6 protein-coding genes are annotated in these 14400 nt (G+C 75.6%); all 6 read right to left on the bottom strand.

Features of this window, described 5'->3' with window-relative positions; genetic code table 11:
* From AB0B35_RS05515 to AB0B35_RS05540, 6 genes are read right to left on the bottom strand one after another with little or no spacing between them, the layout of a single operon-like run.
* Positions 1-3060 (bottom strand): beta-ketoacyl synthase N-terminal-like domain-containing protein, encoded by a 3060-nt coding sequence (locus tag AB0B35_RS05515; RefSeq protein WP_361041024.1) that lies wholly within the window; start codon positions 3058-3060, stop codon positions 1-3.
* Complete coding sequence (locus AB0B35_RS05520) at positions 3057-6644, bottom strand: amino acid adenylation domain-containing protein (protein ID WP_361041026.1); 3588 nt, start codon at positions 6642-6644, stop codon at positions 3057-3059. Before AB0B35_RS05520 ends, AB0B35_RS05515 begins: the two co-directional genes overlap by 4 nt.
* Positions 6645-6646: 2 nt before the next feature.
* Positions 6647-8998: a lantibiotic dehydratase gene (locus tag AB0B35_RS05525; RefSeq protein WP_361041028.1), complete on the bottom strand. Its 2352-nt coding sequence runs from the start codon at positions 8996-8998 to the stop codon at positions 6647-6649.
* Positions 8991-10373: a polyketide synthase gene (locus AB0B35_RS05530; RefSeq protein WP_361041030.1), complete on the bottom strand. Its 1383-nt coding sequence runs from the start codon at positions 10371-10373 to the stop codon at positions 8991-8993. Before AB0B35_RS05530 ends, AB0B35_RS05525 begins: the two co-directional genes overlap by 8 nt.
* Positions 10370-13027: a non-ribosomal peptide synthetase gene (locus tag AB0B35_RS05535; protein WP_361041032.1), complete on the bottom strand. Its 2658-nt coding sequence runs from the start codon at positions 13025-13027 to the stop codon at positions 10370-10372. Before AB0B35_RS05535 ends, AB0B35_RS05530 begins: the two co-directional genes overlap by 4 nt.
* Positions 13027-14397, bottom strand: coding sequence for a DUF6002 family protein (locus tag AB0B35_RS05540; RefSeq protein ID WP_361041035.1), 1371 nt, complete (start codon positions 14395-14397; stop codon positions 13027-13029). The genes AB0B35_RS05535 and AB0B35_RS05540 overlap by 1 nt, the downstream gene beginning before the upstream one ends.
* Positions 14398-14400 lie beyond the last annotated feature (3 nt).

Below are 14400 nucleotides of genomic sequence, written 5' to 3' on the forward strand. Positions count from 1 at the left end.
TCACGCCTTGGCCTTGGCGGCGGCCCGGCGCTGCTCGATGGTCCGGGCCATGGCGTCCAGCGTCGGCGCGTCGAAGATCAGCCGCATCGACAGCCGCACCCCGAACGACGCCCGGACCTGGGCGACGAGCTGCACCGCCGTCAGCGACGTGCCGCCGATGGCGAAGAAGTCGTCGTCGGGCCTGATCCGCTCGATGCCGAGCAGCGACGTCCAGATCGGCGCGAGCACGGCCGCCACCTCCGGCTCCGTCGCGCCTGGTGCGCCCGTGGCGCTGCCGGTCGGCGGTGTTCCGTTTAGGGCCGTGCCGCTCGTGGCCGCGCCGTCCCCGGCCGTGGACGGCGCCGTCGCCGCCGGGGGGATTGGAACCGCCGCCGGCGGATCGGGATCGATCCAGTGGCGGGTCCGCTCGTAGGGGTAGCCGGGCAGCGGCACCCGCCGGCCGGTGCCGTCGAAGGTCAGCGGCACCCCGTGCACCCACAGCGCGGCCGCCGCGGCGTAGCAGGTGGGCAGGTCGTCGGCGGGGTCGGCGGGCAGGCTGTGCAGCGGGGCGGGACCGTCCTTGGGCGCCTGCATCTGTGCGAGCCCGGCGAGGCGGCGGCCCGGCCCGCACTCCAGGAACACGGTCGCGCCGCCGGTCAGCGCCGTGGCGACACCGGGTCCGAACTGGACGGGTTCGCGCAGCAGGCCGGCCCAGTACGCCGGGTCGCGGGTCTGGTCGGCGGTGACCGGTAGCCCGGTGCGGCAGGACAGGTAGGGGCTGCTCGGGGCGGCCGGGCGGGCGGCCGCCACCGCGGTGGTCAGCTCGGCGAGCATCGCTTCGGTGACGGCTGACGGGGACGCGTGCACGGTGCGCAGCCGCCGGGTGGCGATCTTTCGGCCGGAGGGTTCGGTGAGCCGCTCCAGCAGTTCGGCCGGGCCGGTGACGACACAGGTGGCGGGGCCGTCGACGGCCACGATCGACGCCTGCGGCGGCAGCAGCGCCGCGAGCCTGTCCGGGGCGGCCGACACCGTGAACGCGGTCCCGGCGGCTTCGCGTGCGAGCCGCCCGTGCAGGGCGACCAGGCGCAGCGCGTCGGCCAGGTCGAACACCCCGGCCAGCGTCGCGGCGACGTACTCGCCGACGCCGTGGCCGAGCATCGTGGCCGGTCGCACACCCCACGACTGGCACAGCCGCGCGGTGGCGTAACCGGCGGTGAACGCGGCGAGCAGCGGGTCGGCCAGCAGCTCACGGGCGTCGCGCCCGGCCGCCGTGGCGCACCCGTCGACGGCGGCGGCGAACTTCGGTTCGGCGTCGTACAGGCCGAGGCCGACCGGTCCGGGTGCCTGGTCACCGAACAGCAGGACCACACGCGGGTTGGCCACGGCGATGCCGGACTGGCGGCGCTGCGGGTCGCGGAGCGCGACTACCGCGTCGGGGCCGCCAGTGGCGACGACGGCGGCGCGGTAGGGATGCTCGGCCCGGCCCGCCCGGAGGGTGAACGCGACGTCGGACAGGTCCGGGTCACCGGCTGCGGCCAGGTGGTCGGCAAGCCGCGCCACGGCGGCGTCACGGGCCGCCGCCGACCGCGCCGAGACAATGAGCGCCTGCGGCATGCCCGGTTCAAGGACGGCCGGAGTAGCAGGGGCGGCGCTGCTGCCGGCCGCCGCGTGCGGTGACGGCTGCTCCGGGGCCGGTGGCGCTCCGGACGGCGCGGACGCGGCCTGCCCGGTTGCGGCGGGCCGCGGTGCGCGGATAGGGCCCTGCTGTAGCACGACGTGGGCGTTGGTGCCGCCGATGCCGAAGGAGCTGACCGCGGCGCGGCGCGGGGCGGTCCCGGTATCCCATGTGGCCAGGGCCGCGTTGACGTAGAACGGACTCTCGTGCAGGTTCAGGGCCGGGTTGGCGGCGGTGTAGCCGAGGCTGGCCGGGATCCGCCCGTGGTGGAGGGCGAGCGCGGTCTTGATGAGACCGACGACGCCCGCGCCCTGGCTGAGGTGGCCGATGTTCGACTTCACCGAGCCCAGGGCGCACCACTGCCGGTCGGCGCGGCCACGGCCGTACACCGAGGTCAGTGCCTCGACCTCGATGGCGTCGCCGAGGGCGCTGCCGGTCGCCGACGCCTCGACGTAGGTGACGGTGCGCGGGTCGACGCCCGCGGTGGCCAGGGCGTTGGCGACGGCGGCGGCCTGCCCGGCGACGCCGGACGCGGTGAAGCCGACCTTGGCCGCGCCGTCGTTGTTGACGGCGTTGCCGAGCACCACGGCGTACACCTGGTCGCCGTCGTCGACCGCGTCGGCGAGCCGTTTGAGCAGCACGACTCCCCCGCCGCTGCCCGCCACGACACCGGAGGCGGCCGCGTCGAACGGGCGGCAGTGCCCGTCGGCGGAGTCGGCCGCGCCCTCGCGGTGCAGGTAGCCCCGGTCGCCGGGCAGCTCGATGCTGACGCCGCCCGCCAATGCCATGTCGCACTCGCCCGCGCGGAGCGCCTCGGCGGCCGTGTGCACGGCGACCAGCGACGTGGAGCAGGCCGTGTAGACACCGACGCTGGGGCCCCGCAGGTTCAGGTGGTACGACGCGAGGGTGGTGAACGTGTCGGCGTGGTTGCCGTTGCCGATCGTGGTGTGGTCGGTGACCGCCATGATCGCCCGGTTGGCGTGGATGTGCTGCCAGCGGTAGGTCTCCATGCCCCGTCCGCCGTAGACGCCGATGTCGCCGGGGAAGCGGGCCGGGTCCCAGCCCGCGTGTTCCAGGGCGCTGTGGCACAGCTCCAGGAACAGCCGGTGCTGCGGGTCTGCCAGCGCCGCCTCGCGCGGGGTCAGGCCGAACAGGCCCGCGTCGAAGTCCTCGACGTCGTCGAGCAGGTAGCCGACCGGCACGAAGTCGGGGTCGTCGAGCTGCTCGGCCGGGACCCCGGCGCGCAGCAGGCGCTCGCGGCTCAGCTCGGTGCGCGCGGACCGCCCGGCGACCAGGTTGTCCCAGAAGCGGGCCAGGTCGGGCGCGCCCGGCACCCGGCAGGCCATGCCGATCACCGCGATCGGCTCAGCTCCGTCGGTCTGGTCGTCGGTCAGGTCGTCGCTCACCGGTGATCTCCTTCTGTCGCGGCGCGGTGCCGGGTCCGCGCACGCCGGGCCGCGCCCCGGCGCAACGCCAGTTCCACCGCGTCGTCCGGGTCGCCCGCGGTCGCGACACCGTCGAGGAAGGACGCCAGCGCCCGTACGGTCGGGTAGCGGAACAGGTCGACGACGCGCAGGTCCCGGCCGAGCATCCGGTTGAGCCGCTGCTGCACGGTGACCGCGGCCAGCGAGCCGCCGCCGGAGTCGAAGAAGTTGTCGGTCACCCCGACGGCCGCGCGGCCCAGGACCTCGCACCACACGGCGGCGACGGCGTGCTCGGTCGGCGTCACCGGTGCTGCGCCCGCGGTGTTCTCCGATCGCTGCGGTCGTGCCGTGGCCCGAGGGGAGGCGACGGCGGTGACGCCGCGCGACGGGGCCAGCTCGCCGCCGGTCAGGTCGCCCGCCGCGACACCACGGGTGATCACCTGCCGGAGCGAGTCCAGCAGCAGGTCCATCCGGGACACGTCGTAGAGGTCGCTGTTGTGGACGATCTCCAGCCGCATCCGGCCGTCGCGTTCCACGCCGTACAGCGTCAGGTCGAACGCCGAGCCCGGCGCGGGCACCGGCACCGGCTCGCTGACCAGGCCCTTGAGGTCCAACCGGGGCGCGGCGAAGTTGAACACGTTGAACAGCACCTGGACCAGCGGGCTGCGGACCGTCTGACCGCCCAGCCCGAACGCCTGCACCAGGCGTTCCAGGGGCGCTTCGGGATGTGCCAGCGCGGCGATCAGCTCGTCGCGGGCCGCGCGCACGTGGTCGGCGAAACCGACCGTGGCGTCGGTACGCAGCCGCAGCGGGGTGATGTCGACGAAGAAGCCGACCATCGGTTCGAAGTCGGGGTGGCGGCGGTCCACCGCCGGGGTGCCGATCACGAGTTCGTCCTGCCCTGCCCAGCTCGCCAGGACCAGCCCGAACGCGGCCAGCAGCACCGCCGACGGGGTCGCGCCGTGCTCGCGGGCAAAGCGGTGCAGCTCGGCGGTGGTGTCGGCGTCGAGCCAGGTGCCGCAGTAGCCGGCGGGGTAGGTCTGCTCGGCGGGCCGGGGCCGGTCGCCGGGGACCTCGAGCACGGTCGGCGCACCGTCCAGGTGGGACGTCCACCAGCCGAGGTCGGTGTCGGCGCGCTGCTCGCGCCGCTCGGCCCGCCAGGCCACGTAGTCGCCGTAGGTGGCGGGCAGCGGCGGCAGGGCCGCACCGGCGTACGCGGCGGCGAGGTCGTCGTAGAGCATGGCCTGTGACCAGCCGTCGAACACGGCGTGGTGCGCGGTGACCGCCCACACGTGCTCGTCCTCGCCGAGCCGGAACAGCCGGTGCCGCCACAGCGCGTCGGTGGCCAGCCGGAACCGGCCGCCCGCCTCGGCGGCCAGCTGTGCGGCGAGTTCGCCTTCCCGTTCGGCCGGGAGCAGCGCGCTCAGGTCGGTGACCGGCAGCGGCACCGGGCCCACCGGATCGGCCACCGCGTACGGCACTCCGTCCGCGTCCGGGATGCGCCAGCGCAGCACCTCGTGGCGCTCGGCGACGGCGGTCAGCGCGGCGCGCAGCGCCTGCTCGTCGAGGGGTCCGCGCAGCCGTTCGGCGAGCACGATGTTGTAGGCGGCGGCGGCTTCGGGCGAGTAGCGCTCCAGGAACCACAGGCGCTGCTGCGCGGGCGACAGCGCGGGCGGGCGGCCGCGTACCGGCGGCTCGTCGCCGAGCGCGGCGGCGGCCGACACGCGGGCCGCGATCGCCTGCAAGGTGCGGCCCTGCAGCACGTCCTCGATCGCCACGTCGCGGCGCAGGCGCGGGCGCAGCGCGGCGACCAGCCGCATCGCGGTGATCGAGTGCCCGCCGGTGTCGAAGAAGTCGTCGTCGCGGCCGACCCGGGCCAGCCCCAGCAGCTCGGCCCAGACGGCGGCGACCTCGGCCTCGGCAGGTGTGGCCGGCGCGGCGAACGGCGTTCCGTCCACGGAGCCGGTCTGCGCGACGAGCCGGTCGAGGTCGACCTTGCCGCTGGACAGCAGCGGCAGGTGCGGCACCACGCTGATCCGGGCGGGGACCAGCGCGGGCCCGAGCCGGGCCGTGACGTGTTCGTGCAGCGCCTGCGGGGCCGCGGCACCGGTCGTGAACGCGACCAGCTGCTTGCCGCCGGGACCGTCGACCGCCGCGACCGCGGCGTGCCCGACCTCGGGGTGGCTGCGCAGCACCGCCTCGACCTCGCCGATCTCGACGCGCTGACCCCGGATCTTCACCTGCCGGTCGACGCGCCCGAGGAAGTGCAGCAGCCCGTCCGGTTGGCGGACCACCAGGTCACCGGTGCGGTACAGCCGCGCGCCCGGCGCCCCGGAGAACGGGTCGGGCACGAACCGCTCCTCGGTCAGCTCCGGCGCGCCCAGGTAGCCCAGGGCCAGCCCGGCTCCCCCGGCCAGCAGTTCGCCGGGTACGCCGTCGGCGACCGGGCGCAGGTGCTCGTCGACGACGTGCACCCGGTGGTTGGCGGCCGGGCGGCCGATCGGCAGCGGCCGGTCCCAGTCGCCGGTCGCCTCGAACCAGGTGACCAGCACCGTCGTCTCGGTGGGGCCGAACAGGTTGAGGAACCGGCGGCCACCCGCCGTCCAGCGCGCCACCTGCTCCGGCCCCGGCGCCTCGCTGCCGGTCAGCACCACCCGCAGCTCGGGCAGGCCGGCCGGGTCCAGCACGGGCAGCAGCGCCGGGGGCACGAAGGCGACCGTGACCCGGTGCTCGGCACAGAACCGCTGTAGGCGGGTCGGGTCGGCCCGGTCGGCGGTCCCGACGAGCGCGACCGTGCCACCAGCCGCGAGCGGGGCCAGAATGTCGATCACGGAAGCGTCGAACCCGATCGACGCGAACCCGAGCGAAACGCTGTCGCGGGCGAGCCCGGCGATCACGGCGAGGCTGGTCACGAACTCGGTCAACGCCCCGTGCGGGATCATCACTCCCTTCGGCCGACCCGTCGACCCCGACGTGAACATCACGTAGGCGAGCTCGTCGCCGCCCAGGGTCTCCCCGCCTGCCGGAGCTGTCTGGGGTGTTTCGGCGGCAGGTGCGGCGTCGGCGGCCGGATCGCCGGACCTGACGCGGCCTGCCGCACCGCGACCAGCCAAGGCATGGCCGGTCGGGGCATGGCCGGTCGGGGCACCTGGAGCAGGCAGCGATGGGAGCGGCAGCAGTTCCAGGTCTGCGCCGTCGAGCAACCGCGCGCCAACCGCATCGCAGACGACGGTGCGCAGGCCCGCCTCGCGGGCGATGTCGCGCAGTCGTGCGGGTGGCAGGGCCGGGTCCAGCGGCACGTAGGCCGCGCCCGAGGCCAGCACCCCGAGCAGCCCGGCGACCAGCATCGGCTGCCGGTCGGCGCAGACACCGACCAGCGGCTGCGGGCCGTTCGCGCGCAGGGTGGCGGCGAGGTCGTCGGCGGCCGCGCAGAGCTGCCGGTAGGTGAGCTCGGTGTCCCACTGCCGGACCGCGATCGCGTCGGGAGCCGACGCGGCGTGGTCGGCGACGAGGTCGGCATACCTGCGGTCGGGGAACGGCAGGGTCTCGCCCGATGCCATCGACATGGTCAGCTCCTCGTCGGTGCGGTCGCGGGGTCGCGGATCGCCATCCGCAGCTCGCTGAAGTACCGCCGGCCGGCCCCGTCCGGCACCCACGCCTGCTCGGGCCCCGGCAGCATCTCGGACACCGTCAGCGGCACCTCGGAACCGCCGGTGCGTGCCGCGGCCCGGACCATCGCCACGAACGCGGCGACGTACGCCGGGCTGGTGAAGTCGACGTAGACCGGTTTGACCTCGGTGCCGACCCGGACGAACACCTGCTCGGGCAGCCCGAGCCGGTCCCGCCAGCGGCGTACGGCGAGGTAGCGGGCGGCCTCGTCGGGCAGGTCGGCGGCGTGGGCGCAGTCGGCGACGGTGGTGCGCCAGGTCTGCCGGTGCACGACCAGGCGGCCGATGCTCACCCGCGGGGTGTGCGCCCCGTCGGCGGCCACCTTGAACGCGTTGACCGCCCGCGACGACAGGAACGGGCCGAACAGCTCCAGCAGCGGCCAGGACCGGCCGTCCGGGGCGCGCCCGGCCAGCTCACCGTCCACGAGCGACACCGTCACCGCCGCCAGCGGCAGCACCTGCGCCGGGTCGGGCACGGGTGCGGCGGTGTACGCGAGCCGCACGTCGCCCGGCCCGTCGAGGGTGAACGCGATCCGCGCCGTGAACTCGGGGAAGTCCACCGGGTAGAGCAGCAGGTTCCGGTCGCCCAGGTCGCGGTGCAGCGCCGCGCGCAGCGCGCCGGGGTCGGGGTGGAAGCGGGTGAGGGTGCCGCTGTCGCAGGTGAGCCAGGAGACGTGCAGCTCGCCGAGCACCGCGGTGAACTCGCCGTCGGCCAGGGCCTGCGCGTTCGGCGCGCACAGGTGCAGGTCGGGGCTGTGCAGGCGAGCCGCGGTCCAGCCGGGCCCGGCCGCGCCGAACAGCCGGGCGACCCCGGCGCGGGCCTCGCCCGGGTCGAGGGTGATCGGGCCGTCGGCCGGGTCGCCCAGCCCGAGCAGCCTCGACCAGCGGGTGGTGAAGTCGGCGAGCACGTCGGCGACCGGCCCCTGCCCGAACAGGACCCCGAGGGCGGCGTCGAACAGGTCGCCCAGCACGACGGGTCCGTCGGCGGCGGCGTCGTCGTACAGCTCGCGCAGGGCTCCGGTGAACGCGCCGGCCATCGCGGCGGTCAGCCAGCGGGCGGCCTCCAGCAGCGGCACGAGAGTGTCGGCGAGCACGGTCAGCAGCGGCTCGCCGAAGGCGACGTCCAGGTCGCGCAGGGTCTCCTCGTAGGCCAGGCCACGCCCGGCGTAGGTGGCGCCGGGGCGGTGGAGCACGTCTCCCCCGGTCACCGCGACGAACTCGTCCTGCAGCCGCAGCAGGGCGGCCCGGACCGCGTCGGCGTCGCCGGCCGCCGCGCCCAGCCCGTCGCGGGCGGCGAGCAGCCGGGCCAGCCCGGCGAGCGCCTCCTCCCGCAGCGCCGGTTCGGCCAGGGCGGCCAGGCGGTGCTCCAGTGCGGACTCGGCGAGCACGGTCAGCGGCAGTTCGATGCCCCAGCGCAGCAGGTCCTGCTCGGCGAGCTGGGTCAGCGCGAGGAGCGCGTCCGACGTGCCGCGCAGGCCGGTACGCGGATCGGCCACCGCGAGCGCGGCCACCTCGTGGGCGCTGCGCACGCCGTCGCACGCGCCCAGCAGGACGGCGTGCGCCGGGGACAGCCGCCGCGCGGGCAGGCCCGGCTGCAGCAGGTCGTCGCCGCGCAGCGCGAGCTGAGGCTGCCGGGTGACGGGCAGCCAGGGCCGGAACCTCGGGTCGGCGGCGAGCCGGTCGGCGTACGCGGACAGGACCCGGCGTTCCAGGTCCACGACGCGGGCCCGGACGAGATCGGGACCGGCCTCGACACGGGCGGTGACGTCGTCGGCGGTCAGCGACGCCCAGCAGACCGGGCCGAAGAAGCCGATGGTGTCGTTCTTGGCGCAGTAGCGCTGCCAGTAGCGGGTCACCAGGATCTCGCGCGGGCGGTGGCGGGAGTTGCGGTTCGCGTCCGGACCCGCGCGCAGCAGCCCGTCGAGGGCTTCGACGGCGTTCAGGCTCTGCCAGGTCACCGCCTCGCGGAACAGCGGATCGGCGGCGATGCCGTGCAGGCGGGCGGTCATCCGCCGAGTCGCGGCCGAGAAGGCCTCGTCGAACGCGGCGCGGTCGGCTCCGGCGGCGAGGAAGGCGTCGGCTTCCTTCGCGCACTCGGGCGCGGCGAGCAGGTCGAGGCCGGTCGCGGGGAACCCGGGCGCGCGCAGCACGGCCGAGCGCCACGCCTGCCATCCGGTGTCACCGAGCGGCACGAGCCCTTCGGGCTCGGTGGTGCCGGTGTTCCGCCATTCGAGCTTGTCGGTCTCACGCATGCCCGGCCGCCACGGGCTCGATCCAGTGCCGCCGCCGCTGGAACGCGTAGCCCGGCTGCCAGGGCCGCGGCGGGCCGGAGCTCCCCGGTGCCTGGCCGACGAGCACGTGGGCGTTGGTGCCGCCCAGCCCGAACGAGCTGACCCCGGCGCGGCGCGGGCCCGGCCAGTCGCGCGCTTCGGCGCTGACGGTGAACGGCGTGGCCGCCAGGTCCACATCGGGGTGCGGGCGGCGGAAGTGCAGGGTCGGCGGGATTCGCCCGTCGCGTACGGCGAGCACCGTCTTGATCAGGCCGAGCACTCCGGCGGCGGCGTCGAGGTTGCCGGTGTTGGGTTTCATCGAGCCGAGCACGCACTGCCCCGGCCGCGCGCCCGACGCCCGGAACGCGCGGGTCAGCGCCTCGATCTCGATCGCGTCGCCGACCGGGGTGCCACTGCCGTGGCCCTCCACGAAGCCGACGCCGTCCGCGTCCCAGTCGGCGGCGGCCAGCGCCTCGGCGACCACGGCCGCCTGGCCGGCCAGCCCCGGCACGCTGAAGCCGGCGCGGGCCGCGCCGTCGTTGTTGACCGCCCAGCCGGCCAGCACCCCGTGCACGTGGTCGCCGTCGGCGAGCGCGTCGGCGAGGCGTTTGAGCACCACGGCGCCGCCGCCGTTGCCGAAGACCTGGCCGGTGGCGTCCGCGTCGTACGGGCGGCACACCCCGTCGGCGGCCCACGTGCCGCCGGGCCGGTGGCGGTAGCCGAGCTGCCCGGTCGACACGACCGCCGCCCCGCCCGCGATCGCGACGTCGCACCGGAAGTCCAGCAGGCTCTGCGCCGCCTGGCACACCGCGACCAGCGACGACGAGCAGGCCGTCTGCACGGCCACTGCCGGCCCGGTCAGGCCCAGCGCGTACGCGACCCGGGTCGGCAGGTAGTCGCTCGTGCCGCCGGCCAGCGCGTCGTCCCAGTCGTCGGGCAGCGGCCCGGCCGGCTTCACGGCCGGGTTGCCGAGCAGGTGGTGACGCAGGTAGCGGTTCACGCCACAGCCCGCGAACACGCCGATCTGCGCCTGCCCGCGCGCGGGGTCGAGCCCGGCGTCCTCCAGCGCGTGCCAGGCCGTCTCCAGGAAGATCCGGTGCTGCGGGTCCAGCAGCGCCGCCTCCGTGTCGGAGTAGCCGAACCGCCCCGCGTCGAAGTCCTCCAGCGCATCCAGCCAACCGAACGCGGGCACGTACGTCCCGTCGGCGGGCAGGCCCGCGGCGGCGAGTTCGGCCGGGGTCGACCGGCGGACCGCGTCCACCCCGTCGAGCAGGTTGCGCCACAGGGCAGCCACGTCCGGCGCGCCGGGCACCCGGCAGGCCATGCCCACGACGGCGATCAGGTCGTCGTCGCTCATGACGGCGTCTCCACCCGCTCGGCGGAGCCCTGCCTGGCGGCGCGGCGGCGGCGCATGCGCTCGGCGATGTGGCCGGGGTCGGTCACCGGCTGTACATCGAGTTCGGACCAGGCGCTCCCGGCCGCCGCGGCGTTCGGGGCGTCCACGGACTCGGCTATCGTGGCCTGGTCCGCCGCCTGGTGGCCGCCGCGTGCGGCCGGAGCCGCCGACGGCCGGGCCTCGGGGCGTGCGGCGCGCAGGTGGGTGGCGAGCCCTGCGACGGTCGGGAACTCCAGGAGCCGAAGCATCGAGATGCGCTCGCCGAGCGCGTGCTGCAGCCGCTCCTGGACCAGTGCCAGCAGCAGCGAGTGCCCGCCCAGGTCGAAGAACGCCGTGTGCCGGTCCACCTCGGCCACGCCGAGGGCGTCGCACCACGCCGCCGCGATCACCTGTTCCAGCAGGTCGGGCTGACCGGCCGCCGTGCCTCCGCTGCGCTGTGCCGGGATCACCGGGGACGGGTCGGGCAGCGCCCGGAGGTCGAGCTTTCCGGTGTCGCCCATCGGCAGCGCGTCCAGCAGGACCACGACACGCGGCACCATGTAGTCCGGCAGCAGGTCGGACAGCGCCGCCCGCAACCCGGTCGGATCCACGGACGCGCCGGCGGCGGGAACGGCGTACGCGATGAGCTCCTTGGCTTCGGGTCCGGTGCCGTGCGTGGTGGTGCGGGCCACGACGGCGGCGTGGCCGACGCCGGGCAGTGCCGCGAGCCGGGACTCGACCTCACCCAGCTCGACCCGGTAGCCGCGGATCTTGACGAGGCGGTCGGCGCGGCCCAGGAAGACCAGCCGTCCGTCCGGCAGCCGCCGTGCGACGTCGCCGGTCCAGTACGCGCGAGTGCCGCGGTAGTCCCTGAACCGGCTCGCGGTCAGCTCCGGCTGCCCGTGGTAGCCGAGCGCCACGTGCGCGCAGCGCACGACGACCTCGCCGGTCAGGCAGGCCGGCCGCCCGGCGGCGTCCACGAGCACCACGTCGATGCCGTCGAGCGGGTGCCCGATCGGCACCACCGCGTGGTCGAGCACGGCGTCCGGGCCGAGGTGGTGCTGCGCCGCGAAGCTGATCTCCGTGGTGCCGTACCCGTTGACGAACACCGCCCCGGGGGCGAAGTGGCGGCGGCACAGCTCCACGTCGTGCCGGGTGACCTCCTCGCCGCCGAGCAGCACCGCGCGCACACTCGGCAGCCGCCCGCCCTCGCCGAGGCCCGCCAGCAGGTAGCGGTAGACGGTCGGGGTGGAGTGGTAGACGGTCACGCCGTGCCGGTCGATGGTCCGCGCGAGGTGGCCGAGGCCGTGCGCGCGGATGTCGGACGGCACCGCGGCGGCCCCGGACAGGATCGCGCCGAACAGGTCGGTGACCGCCATGTCGTACCCGAACGAGGTCAGCACGCTGGTCCGGTCCGCCGGGGTGATCGCGAAATTGCGGATGTGGTTGGCCACCCCGGCCAGCACGTTGCGGTGGCTCTGCACCACGGCTTTGGGCGCGCCGGTCGAGCCGGACGTGTAGAGCAGGTAGGCCGGATCGTCCGGCGCGGCCAGCCCGGCGAGGGCCGCCACCAGCTCGTCGAGGTCCACGGGCGGCGCGTGCACGCCGATGTGGACCATCGTGAGGTCCGGTCGGCCCGCCTCGGCGGCGATGCGCCGGGCCAGGTCGGCGTACGCGTCGTCGACCAGCAGCACGTCGGCGTCACTGTCGGCGAGGATGTGGACCAGCCGCCCGGCGGGGAAGCTCGGCTCCAGCGGCACGTACGCCCGGCCGCCTGCCAGCGCGGCGAGCAGCCCCACCACGGTGGTCGCGCCGTGCCGGCACAGCAGCGCCGCCCGGCCACCACCGGTGTCACCGGTCGCGGCTCGCACCGCCGCCGCGGTGGCCGCCACTGCCGACCCGAGCTGCCGGTAGGTCAGCTCCCCGTCGTCGGCGAGCACCGCGAACCGGTCGGGATGCCTCGCCACCTGCGCCGCGAACGCGGTGCTGATCGTGTCCGAGCCGGGCTCCCACCCGGTCGGCTCCCGGCGCGGCCCACCGTGCAGCGCCGCCCGGTCCCCGGGACGGCCGCGCTCGTACGCCGAGTCCGGCAGCAGGTCCGCAGTGGACCGGCCGGGATCGGCGGCCATGACCGACAGCAGCGTCGCCAGGTCGGCGGCGAAGGGTGCGGCCAGCTCGTCCGGACAGCCGAGCACGAGCAGCGTGCCGTCCACACCGGGGAGCACGGCCAGATCACCGAGCTGCTCGCCCGCCCCGACTGACGGCGACTGGTCACGGACCAGCTCGCCCGGGTCGGACGATGGCGGCGGAACCACCGGAACACGGTCCTCCACCGCCGCCGGCTGATCGGCGACCCGAAGCCGGATTGCCGGCAAACCGGCGGACGTCCCGACGCCGGTCACGTCGATCCCCCGGCCTGGCGGTAGCTCCCCGCGCCGGCTGACCAGGTCATGGACCGAGCCGTCGGCGGCCAGGTCGAAGTGGGCTACGCCGTCGGGACACCGCACCGACTGCATGGCGCGGCCGGTGTAGCGGCGGGCCAGCAGTGCGACGGCAGCGCGGGCGGCCCGGTCGGCGGTGACACCGCAGGCGCTCGCCAGCTCGTCCACCGCCGCCGGGGGCAGGGCGATGGTCATCAGCGGCCGCCCAGGACCGCCGCCGCGATCTCCTCCACCGTGGACACCTCGGCGTCCGGCTCGCACACCGCGTAGTCGTCGTCGCGGTAGCTGCCCGAGCCGTGCACGACGATCTCCCGGCCGGCGGGCACGAGCCCCCGGTCGATCGCGTTGAGCACGCCGGTCAGCGCCATGACGATCGACCACTCGCGCAGGTCGGCCGGGTCGGCGGGCAGCTCGCAGGGGGTGTTGCGCAGCCATTCGCGCAGCTGCGGGTAGCGGGCGACGCACTCGTGCCGCGACACCGTGATGCCGTCGCCGCCGTACCGCTTGATGAGGTCGTTCATGGCGGGCGAGGTGACCGGCTGGTGCGTGTAGAACGTCGGGTCGAGCACCTCGTCGAGGTCGTCGGCCACGGCCGGGAAGTGCGGGTCCGCGTCCTGCGACCAGAGGCCGGTCGCGGCGTCCGTCCGGTATGCGGGCAGCCCGTCCCGGGAGAACGAGCCGGTGCGCAGGTTGAGCACCATGTCCGGCGTGCCCAGGTGCTGCACCAGCAGGAAGCCGGGCCGCGGCGAGCCGTCGGCGCGGCCGGACTCCTCCAGCACGTCCCGGCCCAGGTTGTAGCCGAGCAGGCCGAACGCGCTGGACACGGCGTGCGCGTGCCAGCGCGGGGCGGCGGCGATCGCCGGGGCCGCGTCCAGCTCGAAGGCGGCGCGGGCCGCGTCGGCGACGAGGTAGTTCGGCAGGGCCAGGGAGAACCACAGCGTGGTGCCGTGCTTGTCGTACGCCTCCTGCGCGTACGCGTCGACGAAGGCCCGGCCGAGCGCCTTGACCCCCTCGGGCTCCGCGCCACCGAAGCGCAGCAGCGGGTTCGCGGCCCGCAGCGCGGGGTCGGCCGACAGCGCGTCGCGGCGGAACTTGTGCCGGGTCGAGGCCGGTGCCAGCACGACGACGCGTAGCTGCTCGGGGGTGACCAGCTTCGCGGCGATGGCGCGGCTGACCGCGTCGCGCAGCGCGATGCCCTTGTTCGCGGAGGTCGGGGTGAAGACGCAGATCGACTCGCCGGTGCGCCGGATGTGCTCCACGGCGCGGGCGACGATGAGCATGGACGGGAACGTCTTGGTGGTGTGCGTGCCGGGGTTGCCGGTCAGGTCCATGAACTGCACGCCGTGGCCGCCGTGCGCGCCCAGCTCGCGCCACGTGGCGTTGGCGGCGGCGAAGAACTGCCGCACGTCGTCGGACAGGTCCGGCAGGTCGAACCCGGGCGCGAAGCCCGCCGTGCCCGCCGGGCCACCGGGGCCGGCGGCCAGCCGGGCCACGGCGGCCGCGATGACCTGGTAGTAGTCGACGATGAGGTTGCGGGTCACCGGGGCGGTCGCTGTCGTGAGCACCCT

It is taken from the genome of Catellatospora sp. NPDC049133 (assembly GCF_040648455.1).
GTDB lineage: Bacteria > Actinomycetota > Actinomycetes > Mycobacteriales > Micromonosporaceae > Catellatospora > Catellatospora aurea.

Excerpts from the sequence above, each read along its gene's own strand:
- AB0B35_RS05520 (WP_361041026.1), bottom strand. The coding sequence starts at position 6,644 with ATGTCGATGGCATCGGGCGAGACCCTGCCGTTCCCCGACCGCAGGTAT.
- AB0B35_RS05525 (WP_361041028.1), bottom strand. The coding sequence starts at position 8,998 with ATGCGTGAGACCGACAAGCTCGAATGGCGGAACACCGGCACCACCGAG.
- AB0B35_RS05530 (WP_361041030.1), bottom strand. The coding sequence starts at position 10,373 with ATGAGCGACGACGACCTGATCGCCGTCGTGGGCATGGCCTGCCGGGTG.
- AB0B35_RS05535 (WP_361041032.1), bottom strand. The coding sequence starts at position 13,027 with ATGACCATCGCCCTGCCCCCGGCGGCGGTGGACGAGCTGGCGAGCGCC.